This window comes from Oscillibacter ruminantium GH1 (assembly GCF_000307265.1).
GTDB lineage: Bacteria > Bacillota > Clostridia > Oscillospirales > Oscillospiraceae > Oscillibacter > Oscillibacter ruminantium.
In genome coordinates this window covers 548,897-566,978 of record NZ_DF158897.1, presented here as the reverse complement: position 1 = coordinate 566,978, position 18,082 = coordinate 548,897, and the positions used below count along the sequence as shown (strand labels likewise).

At 57.6% G+C, this 18,082-nt stretch carries 12 protein-coding genes; 8 read left to right on the top strand and 4 right to left on the bottom strand.

The genetic code is table 11. The features are described from left to right. Positions 1–244 precede the first annotated feature (244 nt). The 4 genes from ON16_RS07160 (at position 245) to ON16_RS07145 (ending at position 6,922) form a co-directional block, all read left to right on the top strand. Complete coding sequence (locus tag ON16_RS07160; RefSeq protein ID WP_040660694.1) at positions 245–1,306, top strand: carbamoyl phosphate synthase small subunit; 1,062 nt, start codon at positions 245–247, stop codon at positions 1,304–1,306. Further along, complete coding sequence (gene carB, locus ON16_RS07155) at positions 1,306–5,343, top strand: carbamoyl-phosphate synthase large subunit (RefSeq protein ID WP_081579615.1); 4,038 nt, start codon at positions 1,306–1,308, stop codon at positions 5,341–5,343. Before ON16_RS07160 ends, carB begins: the two co-directional genes overlap by 1 nt. Before the next feature lie 126 nt (positions 5,344–5,469). After that, positions 5,470–6,150, top strand: coding sequence for a TIGR00266 family protein (locus tag ON16_RS07150; protein ID WP_040660692.1), 681 nt, complete (start codon positions 5,470–5,472; stop codon positions 6,148–6,150). Between the two features lie 97 nt (positions 6,151–6,247). Beyond that, positions 6,248–6,922: a YoaK family protein gene (locus ON16_RS07145; protein WP_040660690.1), complete on the top strand. Its 675-nt coding sequence runs from the start codon at positions 6,248–6,250 to the stop codon at positions 6,920–6,922. 203 nt (positions 6,923–7,125) lie between these two features. Here the strand turns inward: ON16_RS07145 and ppdK are convergent, their stop codons facing one another. Then, the gene (gene ppdK, locus ON16_RS07140; protein ID WP_040660688.1) at positions 7,126–9,762 is read right to left on the bottom strand and encodes a pyruvate, phosphate dikinase; all 2,637 of its coding nucleotides are present in this window, start codon (positions 9,760–9,762) and stop codon (positions 7,126–7,128) included. A 404-nt stretch (positions 9,763–10,166) separates the two neighbouring features. Here ppdK and ON16_RS07135 point away from each other — a divergent pair, with 404 nt between their 5' ends. Then, on the top strand, positions 10,167–12,092 hold the full coding sequence (locus ON16_RS07135) for a hypothetical protein (protein WP_040660686.1): 1,926 nt from the start codon (positions 10,167–10,169) through the stop codon (positions 12,090–12,092). Positions 12,093–12,258: 166 nt separating this feature from the next. On the opposite strand, the gene ON16_RS07130 is transcribed toward ON16_RS07135, so the two are convergent. From ON16_RS07130 to ON16_RS07120, 3 genes are all read right to left on the bottom strand, one after another. Next, the gene (locus ON16_RS07130; protein ID WP_040660685.1) at positions 12,259–14,709 is read right to left on the bottom strand and encodes an ATP-dependent Clp protease ATP-binding subunit; all 2,451 of its coding nucleotides are present in this window, start codon (positions 14,707–14,709) and stop codon (positions 12,259–12,261) included. 35 nt (positions 14,710–14,744) lie between these two features. Beyond that, on the bottom strand, positions 14,745–15,245 hold the full coding sequence (locus tag ON16_RS07125) for a UvrB/UvrC motif-containing protein (protein ID WP_040660683.1): 501 nt from the start codon (positions 15,243–15,245) through the stop codon (positions 14,745–14,747). Between the two features lie 74 nt (positions 15,246–15,319). Beyond that, the gene (locus ON16_RS07120) at positions 15,320–15,775 is read right to left on the bottom strand and encodes a CtsR family transcriptional regulator (protein WP_040660680.1); all 456 of its coding nucleotides are present in this window, start codon (positions 15,773–15,775) and stop codon (positions 15,320–15,322) included. Positions 15,776–16,065: 290 nt separating this feature from the next. On the opposite strand from ON16_RS07120, the gene fdxA reads away from it, so the two are divergent. The 3 genes from fdxA (at position 16,066) to rsmI (ending at position 17,956) form a co-directional block, all read left to right on the top strand. Then, positions 16,066–16,239 (top strand): 4Fe-4S ferredoxin, encoded by a 174-nt coding sequence (gene fdxA, locus ON16_RS07115; protein WP_040660678.1) that lies wholly within the window; start codon positions 16,066–16,068, stop codon positions 16,237–16,239. Between the two features lie 146 nt (positions 16,240–16,385). Next, positions 16,386–17,120, top strand: coding sequence for a tRNA1(Val) (adenine(37)-N6)-methyltransferase (locus tag ON16_RS07110; protein ID WP_040660676.1), 735 nt, complete (start codon positions 16,386–16,388; stop codon positions 17,118–17,120). After that, positions 17,117–17,956, top strand: a complete 840-nt coding sequence (rsmI, locus tag ON16_RS07105; protein WP_040660674.1) for a 16S rRNA (cytidine(1402)-2'-O)-methyltransferase — start codon at positions 17,117–17,119, stop codon at positions 17,954–17,956. Before ON16_RS07110 ends, rsmI begins: the two co-directional genes overlap by 4 nt. The last annotated feature ends 126 nt before the right edge of the window (positions 17,957–18,082 follow it).

Here is an 18,082-nt window from a genome sequence, read left to right as displayed (position 1 = left end):
ATTCTGCAATGTAAGCAAATATTTAGGAGCAGACTGCAATGTGAAAGGCATCCTTGTATGTCATGGGATTGCTTTTATCAAATTTCACAAAAAGTAATACCTATTTTTAAAAAAGTCTATATACAAATTTATGAATATTTTAAAGGAAAATATTGACGGCAGCTGGTGAAAAGCAGATAATAATGAGTTAATAAAGATTAGGCTGGCAAAGTGTGGCGTAAAGCGAAAGGAATGGTCTAAAGACATGAAAAAGGCGTATCTGGTTTTACAGGACGGACAGGTTTTCGAGGGGGTCCGGTTCGGCGCAGAGAGAGACACCGTGGGGGAACTGGTATTTACCACCGGCATGTGCGGCTACATTGAGACGTTGACAGACCCCAGCTACTTTGGACAGATCGTTTTACAAACCTACCCCCTGATGGGAAATTACGGCGTGATCCCCGAGGATTTTGAGGGGAAATGCTCCGTCCGGGGCTATGTCGTCCGGGAGTGGTGCGATGCGCCGTCCAACTTCCGCTGTGAGATGGATTTGGACGCATTTTTAAAGCAGGAGGACGTGCCGGGTATCTGCGGCGTGGACACCCGGGAACTGACGAGAATCATCCGGGAGCATGGCGTGATGAACGCCGTCATCTGCGACAGCATTCCCCAAGACCTGACCGTGGTAAAGCAATACGCCGTCACCGACGCGGTGAATTCCGCCACCTGCGCCGCGCCCTCCGTCCATCCGGCGGTGGGCGAGAAAAAATACGCCGTCTCTCTTCTGGATTACGGCGCAAAGAGCAACATCACCCGTGAGCTGCAAAAGCGGGGATGCGAAGTCACCATGCTGCCTGCCTCCGCCACAGCGGAAGAAATTCTCGCGGCAAAGCCGGACGGCATCATGCTCTCCAACGGCCCCGGCGACCCGGCGGAGGCCGTCTTCCAGATTGAACAGATTAAAAAAATCATTGGAAAAGCGCCCATGTTCGGCATCTGTCTTGGCCATCAGCTGACGGCTCTGGCCATGGGCGGCAGCACCTATAAGCTGAAATACGGCCACCGGGGCGTGAACCAGCCCGTTCGGGAGCAAAACGGCCCCCGCACCTTTATCACCAGCCAAAATCATGGCTACGCTGTGGATTCCGGCTCCGTGAAGGTAGGGAAAATCAGCTTTGCCAACGCCAACGACGCAACCTGTGAGGGCATTGACTATCCGGAGCTGAACGCCTTCACCGTCCAGTTTCACCCCGAGGCCTGTACCGGGCCGAAGGACACAGGATTTCTGTTTGACCGCTTTGTAACTTTGATGGGAGGTAACCGGTAATGCCATTGGATACGAGTATTAAGAAGGTTCTTGTCATCGGCTCCGGCCCCATCGTCATTGGTCAGGCCGCCGAATTTGACTATGCCGGGGCGCAGGCCTGCCGCATTCTGAAAGAGGCAGGCGTGGAGGTGGTACTGTGCAACTCCAACCCCGCTACCATCATGACCGATCAGGCCATGGCGGATGAAATCTATTTGGAACCCCTGACCACCGAAACGGTGAAGCGCATCATTAAAAAAGAGCGTCCCGACAGCGTTTTGGCTTCTCTTGGCGGGCAGACGGGCTTGACCATCGCCATGCAGCTGGGCAAGGAGGGTTTTCTGGAAACCGAGGGCGTGCGCCTTTTAGGAACGGATGCGGAGGCCATCTCCCGGGCCGAGGATCGGGAGATGTTTAAAGAGGCCATGGAGGCCATCGGTCAGCCCTGCATTCCCTCCGACATTGCCACCACCGTATCCGAAGCGCTGGCGGTGGCGGAAAAAATCAGCTATCCCGTCATCGTTCGCCCCGCATTCACGCTGGGCGGCGCGGGCGGCGGCGCGGCAAAGGATTCCGAGGAACTGAAAATTATCGCCGCTACCGGACTGGACGCGTCCCCTATCCGTCAGATTCTGGTGGAACGGGCCATTTTCGGCTGGAAGGAAATTGAGTTTGAAACAATGCGGGACGCGGTTGGCAATGTGATCGCGGTATGCTCCATGGAAAACTTTGACCCCGTGGGCGTTCACACCGGGGACTCCATCGTGGTCGCTCCTACCCAGACCCTCTCCGACAAGGAATATCAGCTGCTGCGCACCGCCAGCTTGGACATCATCTCCTCTCTTGGCATCGTGGGCGGCTGCAACTGCCAGCTTGCCCTGAATCCCGACAATTTTGAATACGCCGTGATTGAAGTGAACCCCCGAGTGTCCCGCTCTTCCGCTCTGGCCAGCAAGGCCACCGGGTATCCCATTGCCAAGATTACCACGAAAATCGCGCTGGGTTACACGCTGGACGAAATCAAAAACGACATCACTGGCAAGACCTGCGCCTGCTTTGAACCGGCGTTGGACTACATTGTGGCGAAAATGCCCAAGTGGCCCTTTGACAAATTTACGGACGCCTCCCGCAAGCTGGGAACCCAGATGAAGGCCACCGGCGAGGTCATGGCCATGGGACCCGGCTTTGAAATGGCAATTATGAAGGCTGTCCGTGGCGCGGAGATTGGGATGGACACCTTGAACCGCAAGAAGGACGAGGAGGATACCGCTTCCATCCGGGAACGGCTCACCCGGGTGGACGACCACCGTCTGTTCACCGTGTTCGAGGCGTTGAAGTCCGGCGTGACCGTGGAGGAAATCCACGCCATTACGAAAATCGACAACTGGTTCCTTTGCAAGCTGCGCAATCTCGCGGCGTTTGAGGGCCGCTTGGAAGCCGAGGGTCTGACGGAGGAACTTTACGAAGCCGGAAAGAAATTCGGCTACACCGACGAGGCGCTCCGCCGCCTGTCCCGCGCGGACAATCTGCCGGTTGGGGCGAAGGCCGCCGTCTATAAAATGGTGGACACCTGCGCGGCGGAATTTGACGCGGAAACCCCCTATTTTTACTCCAGCTTCGACAAGGTGTGCGAATCCCGCGCCTTTCCCCGCAGCGGCAAGCCCGTCATTATGGTGCTCGGCTCCGGCCCCATCCGCATCGGGCAGGGCATTGAATTCGATTACTCCTCCGTCCACTGTGTGTGGACGCTGAAAAGTCTTGGCTACGAGGTGGTGATTGTCAACAACAATCCCGAAACCGTCTCCACCGACTACGATACTGCCGACCGGCTGTACTTTGAGCCGCTGTGCCCCGAGGATGTGATGCACATCATCGACGTGGAACAGCCCGTGGGCGTGGTGGTGGCTTTTGGCGGGCAGACCGCCATCAAGCTGACCAAGTTTTTGGACGGCCACGGCATCAAAATTCTGGGAACCAGCGCCGAGTCCATCGACATGGCGGAGGATCGGGAGCGGTTCGACGAGCTGCTGGAGCGGTTTTCCATCAAGCGTCCGCAGGGCCGGGGCGTGCTGGGGCTGGATGAGGCCCTCGCCGCCACAAAGGAACTGGGTTACCCCGTTCTGCTGCGCCCCAGCTACGTGATCGGCGGGCAGAACATGGTGATCGCCCACAACGACGACGAGGTACGCCGGTATATGGACGTGATCCTCGCCGGAAAAATAGAAAATCCGGTGCTGGTGGATCAGTATTTACAGGGCCGGGAGCTGGAGGTGGACGTGATCTCCGACGGCGTGGATGTGCTGATTCCCGGCGTCATGCAGCACATTGAGCGCACAGGCGTTCACTCCGGGGACTCCATCGCCGTGTATCCCCACTTCAACATTGGGGACAAAATGCTGAAAACCATTGTGGACTGCTCGGAAAAACTGGCTTTGAGCCTGAAAACCCACGGCCTTATCAACATCCAGTACCTCATTTATCAGGGAGAGCTGTACGTCATCGAGGTGAATCCCCGGGCCAGCCGCACCGTGCCCTATATCTCCAAGGTCACCGGCGTGCCCATGGTGGATCTGGCGACCCGCGTCATGGTGGGGCAGCCCTTGAAATCGCTGGGCTTCGGCACAGGGCTTTACAAAACGCCGCCCTATGTGGCCGTGAAGGTTCCGGTATTCTCCTTTGAAAAAATTACGGACGCCAACGCGTCGCTGTCCCCGGAGATGAAGTCCACTGGAGAGGTGCTGGGCCTGGGCAAGAATTTGCAGGAGGCACTGTTCAAAGGTCTGGTTTCCGCAGGCTACAAGGTGGAAAAGGAACAACGGGGCGGCATTTTGATCTCCGTGAACCGCCGCGACCAGCCGGAGGTCGTCCACATCGCCCGCAAGCTGGTGGACATGGGCTACAAACTGTACGGCACAGAGCGCACCGCCCACGAGATTTCTCAGCTGGGAACCGACGTGGAAGTCGTGGGAAAGCTGGGGCAGGACAACCGGGTCTTCCAGCTGCTGGAGGATGGGAAGATTGATTTCGTCATCCTTACCGGCTCCACGGAACCGGCCTACATCCGGGATTTCATTCATCTGAACCACCGCTGCGTCCAGCTGGGGATTCCCTGCCTGACCAGTCTGGACACCGCCGACGCGCTGACGGATATCCTCGCCAGCCGTTACACCCAGCAAAACACCGAACTGGTGGACATTTGCCACCTGCGGACACAGCGGCGCAAGCTGCCCTTTGCCAAGCTGGAAACCTGCGGCAACGACTACATCTTCTTGGAGAATTTTGACAAGTCCATCACCTGTCCGGAGTCTCTTTGCATCACCCTCTGCGACCGGCACACCGGCATTGGCGCGGACGGCATCGTGCTGATGGAGCAGTCGGAAATTGCGGACGCGAAAATGCGGATGTTCAACGCCGACGGCTCCGAGGGCCAGATGGCGGGCAACGCCCTGCGGTGCATGGGCAAATATCTTTACGACAAGGGTATTGTAAAGAAGGAGACGCTGGAAATTGAAACGGGCAGCGGCGTGAAAACCGTCCAGCTCTATATCATGAGCGGACAGGTCACCTCCGCCTGCGTCTCCATGGGACAGGCTTCGCTGGACGCGGCAGATTTCCCCACTACATTGGAAAAATCAAAAATTGTGGATTATTCTGTGGAAATCGGTGAAAACTTTTGGCACATTACTTGCGTAGGCATGGGAAATCCCCACTGTGTGGTCTTTTGTCCGTGGGTGGAAGGCATAAATGTTCCGGTAATTGGTCCTCAATTTGAGCGCGCGGAAATTTTTTCAGAACGCGTCAACACCGAGTTCATTCGGGTGGTGAATGAGAATACCATAAAAATGCGCGTCTGGGAGCGGGGCAGCGGCGAGACGATGGCCTGCGGCTCCGGCGCCTGCGCGGCAGTTGCGGCCGCCGTGGCGGGCGGTCTTTGTGAAAAGGGCCGGGACATCACGGTGAAAACCGCAGGCGGCGATTTGACCGTCAACTACACCGACGACGAGATGAGCCTTACCGGCGACGCAAAGCTGGTCTACGAGGGCGTGGTGGAGTATTGATCGAAACCGCCTCCTCCCTTTTCCGCGCCGAACCCGCTGCGCACCCCACGAATAAAATTGACAGTGGGAATTACTCCCTTTATAATGAACAAAAACGGGGTAAACCCCGAAAAAGGAGAGAGAAGCATGGAATATAAAATCGAAGGTCAGCCCCTTCCCGTTGTGGTCTGCCAGCTCAACGCCGGTGAGAACATGGTGACCGAGCGGGGCAGCATGAGCTGGATGAGCCCCAACATGAAAATGGAAACCACCTCCAACGGTGGAATCGGCAAGGCTTTGGGCCGTATGTTCGCGGGCGAGGCCCTGTTCCAAAACCGTTACACCGCACAGGGCGGACCGGGCATGATTGCCTTTGCGTCCAGCTTCCCCGGTGATATCCGGGCCTTTGACATCAGGCCGGGTCGGGAACTGGTTGTCCAAAAATCCAGCTTTTTGGCCAGTGAATCCGGCGTTCAGCTCTCTGTGTTTTTCCAGAAAAAACTGGGCAGCGGCTTTTTCGGCGGCGAGGGCTTTATCATGCAGCGGCTGTCCGGCAGCGGCATCGCCTTCACGGAATTTGACGGTCATGTGATGGAGTATGATTTGGCGCCGGGTCAGTCCATTGTGGTGGACACCGGGTATCTGGCGGCAATGGACGCCACCTGCTCCATGGACATTCAGACGGTACCGGGCGTGAAGAACGCGCTGTTTGGCGGCGAGGGGCTTTTCAACACAGTGGTCACCGGCCCGGGCAAAATCTATCTTCAGACCATGCCCATCAGCAATGTGGCGGCCACGATTCGGCCCTTTATCTCCACGGGGAACTGAGAAAATTACGTACCGTCTACGGTGCCGGCATCCTTTCTGGATGCCGGCACTTTCGGGCGGATACGCGGAGTGATTTTAAAACAGAGGAGATTTTATTTTGAACGCACAAAAGCTCCAGCGTTCAGAGAGCTTCTTGGTGGCGGCGCTGCTTGCGCTGGCCGGAGGGTTTCTGGACGCTTACACCTATCTTTGCCGCGGCGGGGTGTTTGCCAATGCGGAAACAGGAAACATTGTGCTGCTGGGCGTGCACCTCGCCCGTCAGGAATGGGGCACGGCGCTGCGCTACCTTGCGCCGATTGTGGCGTTTGCCCTTGGCATTTTGGCAGCGGAGTGGATCAAGAGCCGCCGCCGCGATAAGGCGGGGCGGCTCCACTGGCGTCATGTTACCTTGGGCATGGAGATTGTGATCTTGGCAGCCGCCTCTTTTGTGCCGCTGGGGGAGCTGGATTCTGTGGTAAACGTGCTGGTGGCATTTGTCTGCGCCCTTCAGGTGGAAACGTTTCGCAAGGTCCGGGGCAACGCTTTTGCCTCCACCATGTGTACCGGAAACCTGCGCAGCGGAACAGAGGCTCTTTACCGCCAAATCACAACCGGGGATCGGAAGGCGGCGGAAAAAAGCGGATGCTATTACGGCGTGATTCTCTTCTTTATTGCAGGGGCGGCGTTGAGCGGTGTGCTGTGCGGGTACTTTCCTCAGCGCGCCATTCTGGCGGCGGCGGTATTTCAGGCCGCGGCGTTCGTGCTGATGATGCGGCTGGACGAAGACGCGTAAAATATTAATAAAATCCGGCTGCGGGATTTGCAGCCGGATTTTTTAATAGAGTGTTCTTTTATAAACTCATTCCCCTGTTTTGGGGTAGTGTTGACACATCGCCTTGTCCAAGACCCAACCCTTCCTAAAAAACAGGCGCACCGCTCTATGAGCGGTGCGCCTGAAACGCTTAGATACTTAAATACTCAGTGTGCTTGGGTCAATTACTTCGCACGGGGAGCCTTGATAGCAGCCTGAGCGGCGGCAAGGCGCGCGATGGGCACACGGAAGGGAGAGCAGGAAACATAGTCCAGACCCACACCGTGGCAGAACTCCACAGAGGTGGGGTCGCCGCCGTGCTCGCCGCAGATGCCTAGATGGATGTTGGGACGAGTCTTGCGGCCCAGAGTCACAGCCATCTCCACCAGCTTGCCCACGCCGGTCTGATCCAGATGCGCAAACGGATCGGACTCATAGATCTTCTTCTCATAATAAGAGTTGAGGAACTTGCCCGCGTCGTCGCGGCTGAAGCCGAAGGTCATCTGAGTCAGGTCGTTGGTGCCGAAGGAGAAGAAGTCAGCCTCCTTGGCAATCTCGTCGGCGGTAAGCGCAGCGCGGGGAATTTCGATCATGGTGCCCACTTCGTACGTCATGTCGATTCCGGCATCCTTGATGATCTTATCAGCGGTGGAGGTCACGATATCGCGGACGTACTTCAGCTCCTTCACCTCGCCGGTGAGGGGGATCATGATGTTGGGGCTGATCTTGTAAACGCCCTTCTTGGTGACGGCGATAGCAGCGTTGATCACAGCGGTGGTCTGCATCTCGGCGATCTCGGGATAGCTGACCGCCAGACGGCAGCCACGGTGGCCCATCATGGGGTTGAACTCATGCAGGCTTGCGATGACATTCTTCAGCTTCTCGACGGTGATGTTCAACTCGCCGGCGATCTCCTGAATGTCGGCCTCCTTGGTGGGCAGGAACTCATGCAGAGGGGGATCGAGGAAGCGGATGACCACGGGGCAGCCCTCCATGGCCTCATAAATGCCCTCAAAGTCGCCCTGCTGATAAGGCAGGAGCTTTGCCAGCGCCTTGCGGCGCTCGGACTCGCTCTCAGCCACGATCATCTCGCGCATGGCCTTAATGCGCTCGCCCTCAAAGAACATGTGCTCGGTGCGGCAAAGGCCAATGCCCTCCGCGCCAAACTTGCGGGCCTGAGCGGCATCCTTCGGGGTGTCGGCGTTGGTGTAGACCTCCAGCTGACGGTACTGGTCGGCCCAGCCCATCAGACGGCCAAAGTAGCCGGAACCAACGTCTGCGGGAACCGTGCCCACAGCCTCGCCGTAGATATTGCCGGTGGAGCCGTCCAGAGAAATCCAGTCGCCTTCACGATAGGTCTTGCCGGCCAGCTCAAACTGCTTCTTCTCGTAGTTCACCACGATCTCGCCGCAGCCGGAAACGCAGCAGGTGCCCATGCCGCGGGCCACCACGGCAGCGTGAGAGGTCATGCCGCCGCGAACGGTCAGAATGCCCTGCGCAACCTGCATGCCCTCGATATCCTCGGGAGAAGTCTCCAAACGGACCAGAATAACCTTCTCGCCGCGCTCGTGCCACTCCTTGGCTTCCTCAGCGGAGAAGACCACACGGCCGCAGGCGGCGCCGGGAGAGGCGGCCAGGCCCTTGCCAATGACTTCGGCCTTCTTCAGAGCCGCCGCGTCAAACTGGGGATGCAGCAGTGCATCCAGCTGCTTAGGCTCCACGCGCAGAACGGCTTCCTTCTCGGAAATCATTCCCTCGTCCACCAGATCCACAGCCACCTTCAGCGCGGCGGCGGCGGTGCGCTTGCCGTTGCGGGTCTGGAGCATATAGAGCTTGCGATCCTGAATGGTAAACTCCATGTCCTGCATGTCCTTGTAGTGGGCTTCCAGCCGGTTCGCAATCTCAGCAAACTGGGTGTAGACCTCGGGCATCTCTTCCTTCAGCTTGCTGATGGGAGAGGGAGTCCGAACGCCGGCGACCACGTCTTCGCCCTGTGCGTTGATGAGGTATTCGCCGAACAGAGCCTTTTCGCCGGTGGCGGGATTGCGGGTAAACGCCACACCGGTGCCGGAGTTATTGCCGGTGTTGCCGAAGACCATGGACTGAACGTTCACGGCGGTGCCCCAGTCATAGGGAATCTCGTTCATGCGGCGATAGACGTTGGCGCGGGGATTGTCCCAAGAACGGAACACGGCTTTTACGGCCTCCATCAGCTGGACCTTGGGATCCTGCGGGAAGTCCTCGCCCTTTTCCTTCTTATAGAACTCCTTGAACCGGATGGACAGCTGCTTCATGTCGTCCGCATCCAGATCGAGGTCCTGCGTCACGCCCTTCTTGGCCTTGACCTCGTCGATAATCTCCTCGAAGCGCTTCTTGCTCAGCTCCATGACCACGTCGGAGAACATCTGGATGAACCGGCGATAGGAATCGTAAGCAAAGCGGGGGTTACCGGTCTTGGCGGCAAAGCCCTCCACAGCCACATCGTTCAGGCCCAGGTTCAGGATGGTATCCATCATGCCGGGCATGGAGGCCCGTGCGCCGGAACGGACGGAAACCAGCAGGGGGTCGCTAGAATCGCCGAACTTCTTGCCGTTCTCGCCTTCCAGCCAAGTCATGCACTGAGCGATCTCCGCCTGAATGTCGGCATTGATCTGCTTGCCATCGGTATAATACTGGGTGCAGGCCTCGGTGGTGATGGTGAAGCCCTGAGGAACCGGCATGCCTGCCAGAGTCATTTCGGCCAGGTTTGCACCCTTGCCGCCCAGCAGTTCGCGCATGTCCTTATTGCCCTCGGAAAACTTATAGACATATTTTTTTGCCATGTGTTTCTCCTCCGTTTTATAATTGCCCTAAGGCAGGGAAGTTCAGTAAACGATTGCCTAAATGATTGAACACAACCATTATATAAGGATTTTGCAAGAAAGACAAGACACAAATAAAGTGCAAAAGTAGGAGAGGTTCAAAATTTCCACAGAATATTTTGTATAAATCGTACAATTTTATAGAAAGCTTGGCTTTTAAGCAAAATTTCGCTCCAGTTCACCCACTACCAGATGACGGTGTTTTTTCTCCTTGTCCGCTTCGGCACAGGCAGTAGCCCTACGTCCGTCCGGCCTTCTGACGCGACGGAAAATGGAAATGGTTGATTTGTTCATATATTTAGCATACAATACATACAAAATGTTCACGAATTTAGTGCACAACTTTAAAGGAGGACTCTGCGGCAATGCCTTTTCACATTAATTTTACCCCAGGCAGCAATTTTGATCCCACCAACGGAACCGGCGGTTTCGGCGGCGGCGGGAACGGGGCGACACCTCCGACCCCGCCTAATCCCCCGCGGCCCCACAAGGAGCGCAAGCCCCGCAAAGCCATCGGCAACGGGTTTACCCGGGTGCTGATCAATTTGCTGGTGACGCTGGTCTTCGGCGCGATTTACTTCTATGTGGAGCTGCCCGCGCTGAACTTTCAGAGTCAGGACGTCTATATTTTCCTGTTCCTGCTGTGCGCGGTCTACTGTGTCTGTGCGATCATCACCTCCGGCTTTCAGGGGGACGGAGCAAAGGGGTATTTCCACTTTGTGAAAAAGCAGTGCACCATTCCCCTGTCTCTTGTCATTGCCATGATTATTGTAACGGCGGTAGGGTCCCTTACCGGCTGGGTGGTCATTCGGGCAAAGGCATACAGCGAGCTGCTGCCCATTCAAACCGGAAACTTTACCCAAGAGGTGGACGAGATCTCCTACGACCAGATTCCCATGCTGGATGCGGACTCCGCCGTGCTGCTGGGCAACCGGAAGCTGGGCGAGCTGGCGGACATGGTGTCCCAGTTTGAGATTCTGGATACCTACACCCAGATCAATTATCAGGGCCGGCCCGTGCGGGTCACCTCTCTGGCCTATGGCGATATCATCAAGTGGTTTACCAACCGGGCCAACGGTCTTCCCGCTTACCTCATCATCGACATGGTGACGCAGGAGGCCGAGGTCGTCCGGCTGAAAGAGGGCATGAAGTATACCGTAGCGGAACACTTCAACCGCAATCTCTATCGTCACCTTCGGTTCGGCTATCCCACCATGATGTTTGACACGCCGGTGTTTGAGATTGATGAAGAGGGTACGCCCTATTGGGTCTGTTCCCGTATCGTGAAGACCATCGGTCTTTTCGGCGGAACGGATATCAAGGGCGCGGTACTGGTAAACGCCATCACCGGAGAAAGCGAATACTATGAAGAGGTTCCCGCTTGGGTGGACCGGGTGTACAACAGCGACCTCATCATGCAGCAGTATGATTTTTACGGCAGCTATCACAACGGCTTCCTCAATTCCATTTTCGGTCAGCGGGATGTGACAAAGTCCACCGACGGCTATAACTATATTGCCATCGGTGACGACGTGTATATGTACACCGGCGTCACTTCCGTCACCTCCGACGAGTCCAATATCGGATTCCTTCTGAGCAATCAGCGGACCAAGGAGACTCATTTCTACTCTGTGGCCGGCGCCACGGAAAACTCCGCCCGTGGTTCTGCCCAGAGTAAGGTTCAGCAGATGAACTATATGGCCACCTTCCCCCTGCTTTTGAACATCGCCGACCAGCCCACGTACTTCATGTCTCTAAAGGGCGCGGACGGTCTGGTGAAAATGTATGCCATGGTCAATGTCCAGCAGTACCAAATCGTGGCCACCGGGTCCACGCTGGCGGAGTGCGAGGTGAACTACCGCACCGCACTGGCGGACAGCGGCCTGATTAAGGAGAACGAGACGGACGTGGTCCCCTCTGATCAGGAGGAAACCACAGGCGCTATCGCGGAAATCCGCACGGCGGTGATGGATGGCAACAGCTACTACTTCCTGCGGCTGGAGGGCGCGGACACCTTCTACGCCGTCAGTGCCGCCGAAAATCCGCTGGCGGTCATCCTAAACGTGGGCGACCGGATCACCATCACCTACACCACTGGGAGCGAGGGCAGTATTCTCGCCGGCGGCAAGGTGACCGCAGAGGGCAAAACCGCGGAAACTGTTTTGCCGGAGACGGCCCCTGCCGCAGAAGCGGAAACCCCCGCCGCACAGGGCGGCGGCGCCCAGTCGGCAGACGGGATTACGCAGGAACCTCTTGTGGGCGCGACTGAGCAACAGCCCGTGCAGGGATAAAACGTTCTTCAATTACGAACAGAGAAAGCCTCCGGAATGATTTCGGAGGCTTTTTTCTGCCCTGCTGCGCAGAAAAGCGGCAGGGCATTTCGCTTATCGACCGCTCCGCTGCGCAGAGCCAGAAGAAAACCGCCCACCGTCCTGATCGGACTGTGGGCGGTTTTTGTTATTTGCTCACGCAGAGTTTTTCATCGGCAAAGGTGAGATGGGCCGTGTCGCCGGACTTCAGTCCGCCGCTGAGCATCTGCTCTGCCACAGCGTCCTCCACCTTGCTCTGAATGGCCCGGCGCAGGGGGCGCGCACCGTATTTGGGGTCAAAGCCCTCCCTTGCCAGCTCCGCAACCGCCGCGTCGTCCGCCTCCAAGGTCACACCCATAGCGGCCATGCGCTTTTCAGTGGCCTTCAGCATCCGGCGGGCGATCTCCGTGATGTCGTCCTGCGTCAGGCGATGGAACACAATAATATCGTCGATCCGGTTCAAGAACTCGGGACGGAAGGTGCGGCGCAGCTCATCCATCACCAGCTCCTTGCCCTTCTCATAGGCGCCCGTCTCATCCGTCACCACCGCGCCGCTGTCAAAGCCCAGACGGCTTCCGGCGGAGGTGATGCTGCTTGCGCCCACGTTACTCGTCATGACGATCACGGTGTTCTTAAAGTCCACCGTGCGGCCCTGAGAGTCCGTGATGCGCCCATCCTCCAAGATTTGCAGCAGGACGTTCCACACATCCTCGTTGGCCTTTTCGATCTCGTCGAACAGCACCACGGAATAAGGCTTGCGGCGGACTTTTTCCGTCAGCTGTCCGCCCTCTTCATGGCCCACATAGCCGGGCGGAGAGCCGATCAGCCGGGAAACGGTGTGCCGCTCCATATACTCGGACATATCGATGCGGATCATGGCGCTTTCGTCGCCGAACATGGACTGCGCCAGCGCCTTGCAAAGTTCGGTCTTGCCCACGCCCGTGGGCCCCAGAAACAGGAACGAACCGATGGGCCGCTTGGGGTCTTTCAGACCCACCCGTCCCCGGCGGATAGCTTTTGCCACCGCCGCAACAGCCTCGTTTTGGCCAACCACCCGGTCATGGAGCTGGTCCTCCATGTGCAGCAGACGCTTCCCCTCGTCCTCAGTGAGTCGGGTGACGGGAACGCCCGTCCAGTCCGCCACCACGGCGGCAATGTCCTCCTCTGTGACAGGGCGGTGCGTGGAGTTGTGCTTGCGGCGCTTGTCCCGCTCCTGCTCCACCTGCTCTTGATAGTTCTTTTCAATGTCGCGCAGCTGCGCGGCCTTTTCATAGTCCTGCGCCGCCACGGCCGCGTTCTTGTCTTTTTGCAGCGCTGCGATTTTTTCCTCCAGACTTTTCAGCTCCGGAGACGGCTCTTCCTCTTCCATACGAACCCGGGAAGATGCCTCGTCCATCAGATCGATTGCCTTGTCGGGCAGAAAGCGGTCGTTGATATACCGGGAGGACAGTTCCACCGCGGCAGACAATGCCTCGTCGGTAATACGGAGCTTATGGTGCTGCTCATAACGTCTGCGCAGGCCCTTTAAAATCTCCAGCGCCGCCTTCTGGCTTGGCTCGCCCACTTGGACGGGCTGGAAACGGCGCTCAAGAGCCGCGTCTTTTTCAATATACTGCCGATATTCGTTCAGCGTGGTGGCGCCAAGGCACCGAATCTCGCCCCGGCCCAAAGCCGGCTTGATGATATTGGCGGCGTCCACGGCTCCCTCAGCGCTGCCCGCGCCCACGATGGTGTGCAGCTCATCGATGAACAAAATCACATCGCCGTCCCGCTTCACCTCGTCCAGCGCCTTTTTGATGCGCTCCTCAAATTCGCCCCGGTACTTGGTTCCGGCCACCATGCCGGAGAGGTCCATGGAGAGGATGCGCTTGTCCAGCAGTTCGTCGGGCACATCACCCATGGCAATTTTTCTGGCCAGCCCCTCCGCGATGGCGGTCTTTCCCACACCGGGCTCGCCAATCAGGACGGGGTTGTTTTTCGTCCGGCGGGAGAGAATCTGGATTACCCGCTGAATTTCTGTATCCCGGCCGATCACCGGGTCCAGCTTGCCCGCGCGGGCATCGGCAGTCAGATCCCGGGTAAACTCCCGCAGGGTCTTGTCCCGACTGTCGTCCCGACTGGCGTTGGCAGGGCGGGAAACACCCGGATTCTCCGCCCGGGGCGTCTCGTTCAGCTTCTGCATCAGGGCTGTGTAAAGCTGCTTTGCATCCACGCCGGCGGTGCGCAGAATGCGGACGGCCATGTTGTTGCCCTCCCGCAGAAGGCCCGCCAGCAGGTGGGCAGTGCCTACGAAGCTGTATCCGCCTCTGGACGCATCCTCCACGGCCAGCTCCACCACCCGCTTGGCCCGGGGAGTCAGGCCCTGCGCGGGATTGCCGCCGGGAAGGCCCGCCCCCACGCTCTTTTTGATGATCTCAACGATCATGCCGTCCGTCAGTCCGGCGGTTTCCAAAACGCCGTGGGCCGCGCCGTCCGGCTCTCTGATTAAGCCCAGCAAAAGGTGCTCGGTTCCCACGTATCCGTGGCCCAGCTCCCCTGCCGACTCCTGTCCCAGCCGCAGAGCCTCTTCGGCTCTGGGGCTGAACTTTGCTTCATTCATAACTCTCGCTCCTTTCAAAAGGGGGCATCGTTGGTTTACTCTGTCTGAGGATGCTCCTGTTCCTTAACCTCGGGTTTCTTTTGCTGCTCCATCTCCCGGATCTGATCCCGGATCTGGGCCGCTTTTTCAAAGTCCTCCCGCAGCACGGCGGCTTTCTGCTCCAAACGCAGGGCATTCAGCTGGCGCATTCTGGCAAAGCGGCTGCGCTCCTTCTCCTCCACCAGCGGCTTTTCCTGAGGCTCCTGCACTTCTTCCACGGCGGTGCCCAGTGCGGGCATCTGCTGGAAGAAATCGTCGAACAGGTTCTCCCCAAAGAAGGACCCGCCCAAAAGGGCAGACCGGGGGCTGAAAAAATCATCCAGCAATCCGCTGCCGAAAAATCCGCGCATCATTTTGCGGCTCTGCGCCGCCACGGCCTGCATATACCCCAGCTTTTCAGCGCAGGCGCTGCAAAGGTGCTTTTCCTCAACGTGTCCGTTGATGTTGCTCTGATAAACGAAGTTTACTTCATTCTTTCCACAATTCTCACATTTCATGATCGGTTCCTCCTTAAAGACAATATAAATATTAAAAACAATTGGTATACGCGCTGCCTCGCGCGCCGGGAAACTTACCCCATCTGGTGGATCAGGACCTGCTTCATCAGCTCGGCCCGGACGGCGTCCCGCGCGTCTCGCGGCACGGTTCCCAGCGCCCTGTCTCCCATGCAGATCAGCATCGTCTCGCCCACGCTCTCATCCAGTGCCCCAGAGGACACCAGATTGCTCAGGATGGCTCTGGCGGACGGAAGGTCCAGCCCACCGCCCACGGAATTGATGACGTGCATCAAAAGCGTTTGACGGTCCATCCGCACCCGGGTAATCCGGATGTATCCGTTGCCGCCCCGGCGGCTCTCCACAATGTAGCCGTGCTCGGGGGAAAAACGGGTATTCATCACATAGTTGATCTGACTGGGCACGCAGTTGAACCGCTGGGCCAGATCGCTCCGCTGAACCTCCAGCACGCCTCCGTCGGACTCGTCCAAGCTCTCTTGCAGGAAGCTGGCGATCAAATCGGAAATCCCCATATCTGCCCACCCCTTTCTGTTGTTCGTGTTTTGACTTTGACTTTCTTTAACCTTCGTTCTGACACGTAGTATAGCACGGTTCGATCAAATGTCAAGGGGTATTTTTTGACTTTCTTTGACCAATTTGAAAACAATTTGTAAACGCGGGCAAATGCGCTTCAAAAGTGACAAAAAACCGAGTTATACGCAACAAACTCACTGAATTTCCTATATAATTTTTGTGAAACTGCTTGCTTTTTTTTTAACGTGTGTTACAATGAATTCACTAATTTTTATGGAGGTGCTTTCCCATGGCTTACAAAATTACTTCTGCCTGCGTAAGCTGCGGCTCCTGCGCGGACGTCTGCCCCGCCGGTGCTATCAGCCAGGGCGATGATGCCTATGTCATCGACGCTTCTGCTTGCTTGGACTGCGGTTCTTGCTGCGATACTTGCCCCAACGGCGCAATCGTTCCCGCAGAATAAGGAAACACGTACATAAAAGTGCCGCAGGAACTCCTGCGGCACTTTTATTATGCCCCGTCTTAGATTGGGGATTTCCTTGCGGAAACGGCGTTTTTGCCATATAATAAGGTCTGAAAACCCAACTGCCGCGAAAAAGGAGGAACGCTATGGAACATTGGGATACCCTCTGTCCCGGCGGCCTTCGGTTCTGCTGGGATGAAACCGCCCATAAACCCGGGACGGATTCCTTTCTGCTGGGCAGTTTTCCCCGGCTGCGGCCCGGTCTGCGGGTATGCGATCTGGGAAGCGGAACGGGACTTTTGGGCCTGCTGCTGCTCCAGCGGCAGCGGGATTTGCATGTCACGGGTGTGGAACTGCAAGGCCCTGCGGCAGCGTTGGCTGACCGGACAGCAGAGGAAAATGCCCTGACGGATCGGCTCGTTACGCTGCAAGGCGATCTGCGGGACATTCGGACGCTGCTGGGCAGCGGGCGCTTTGGCCTGTGTGTCTCCAATCCGCCCTACTTTCCTTCCGGCAGCGGCAAATCCGCGCCGGACGCTGTCCGGCGCACGGCCCGCAGCGAAACGGACTGCACCCTTTCCGACGTGTGCCGCGCGGCGGCATATCTGCTTCGCTGGGGCGGAGACTTTTGTCTGGTTCACCGGCCGGAGCGGCTGTGCGATCTTGTGTGCGCCCTGCGGGAAAACGGATTGGAGCCAAAGCGACTGCGCATGGTCGAGGCCCGTCCGGGATGCGCGCCGTCCCTTGTATTGCTGGAGGCGCGCCGGGGCGGAAAGCCCGGTCTTGCGGTGGAGCCGCCTTTGCGTCTGGTCGATGAGACGGGCGCAGACACGGCGGAGATGAATGCCGCCTATTTCCGAACAAAGGAGAAAACGCCATGAGCGGAACGCTGTATCTGGTCGCCACACCCATTGGGAATCTGGGCGACTTTTCCCCCCGGGCAGTGGAAACGTTGGAATCGGTGGATTTTATTGCCGCCGAGGACACCCGAGTCTCCGTCAAGCTGCTGAACCATTACAACATCAAACGGCCCTTGGTGAGCTATCACGAACACAATCATGTCTCCGCCGGACAGTCCGTGCTGGGCCGCCTGCTGGCGGGCGAAAGCTGCGCACTGGTGACAGACGCGGGAACCCCCGCCGTCTCCGATCCCGGAGAGGATCTTGTGCGGCTGTGTGCGGAAAACGGCGTGGAGGTTCTGTCCATTCCCGGCTGCTGCGCGGCGGTAAACGCCTTGGCAGTCAGCGGACTGCCCACAGGCCGCTTCACCTTTGAGGGCTTTCTCTCCACCAATAAAAAAGAGCGGCGGGAGCATCTTGTCTCCCTGCAAAACGAGCGGCGCACCATGCTCTTTCACGAAGCGCCCCATAAACTCTGGAACACGCTGGACGATCTTTGCGCCGCCTTCGGCCCGGAACGCAGAATCGCCCTGTGCCGGGAGCTGACAAAACTCCACGAGGAGACGATGCGCTGTACACTGGGCGAAGCCGCCGATTATTACCGGGAGAACGCCCCCCGGGGGGAATACGTTTTGGTGCTGGCCGGCGCGGAACCGAAAGCAGAGGCAGAGGTCACGCTGGACGAGGGCGTAACGCAAGTTCTCGCTTTGAAAGCGCAGGGCGCGCGGATGAAAGACGCAGTCCGGCAGGTGTCGGACGCCACAGGGCTTTCCCGGAACGAGTTATACAACGCCGCCGTCTCCGTCGAAACGGACTGATTTGCCTCCCCACTCCCCTATTTTCATGAGCGGCGCTCAATAGAATGGTAGTTTTCCAAAAAAGCACACCGGAGAATTCTCCGGTGTGCTTTTTGTTGAAGGCTTGGCAAAAGGCCGCGCAGAAAC

Excerpts from the sequence above, each read along its gene's own strand:
- ON16_RS07130 (WP_040660685.1), bottom strand. The coding sequence starts at position 14,709 with ATGAATGAAGCAAAGTTCAGCCCCAGAGCCGAAGAGGCTCTGCGGCTG.
- ON16_RS07110 (WP_040660676.1), top strand. The coding sequence starts at position 16,386 with ATGGAACATTGGGATACCCTCTGTCCCGGCGGCCTTCGGTTCTGCTGG.
- ON16_RS07135 (WP_040660686.1), top strand. The coding sequence starts at position 10,167 with ATGCCTTTTCACATTAATTTTACCCCAGGCAGCAATTTTGATCCCACC.
- ON16_RS07120 (WP_040660680.1), bottom strand. The coding sequence starts at position 15,775 with ATGGGGATTTCCGATTTGATCGCCAGCTTCCTGCAAGAGAGCTTGGAC.
- ppdK (WP_040660688.1), bottom strand. The coding sequence starts at position 9,762 with ATGGCAAAAAAATATGTCTATAAGTTTTCCGAGGGCAATAAGGACATG.
- ON16_RS07150 (WP_040660692.1), top strand. The coding sequence starts at position 5,470 with ATGGAATATAAAATCGAAGGTCAGCCCCTTCCCGTTGTGGTCTGCCAG.
- ON16_RS07125 (WP_040660683.1), bottom strand. The coding sequence starts at position 15,245 with ATGAAATGTGAGAATTGTGGAAAGAATGAAGTAAACTTCGTTTATCAG.
- fdxA (WP_040660678.1), top strand. The coding sequence starts at position 16,066 with ATGGCTTACAAAATTACTTCTGCCTGCGTAAGCTGCGGCTCCTGCGCG.
- rsmI (WP_040660674.1), top strand. The coding sequence starts at position 17,117 with ATGAGCGGAACGCTGTATCTGGTCGCCACACCCATTGGGAATCTGGGC.
- carB (WP_081579615.1), top strand. The coding sequence starts at position 1,306 with ATGCCATTGGATACGAGTATTAAGAAGGTTCTTGTCATCGGCTCCGGC.
- ON16_RS07160 (WP_040660694.1), top strand. The coding sequence starts at position 245 with ATGAAAAAGGCGTATCTGGTTTTACAGGACGGACAGGTTTTCGAGGGG.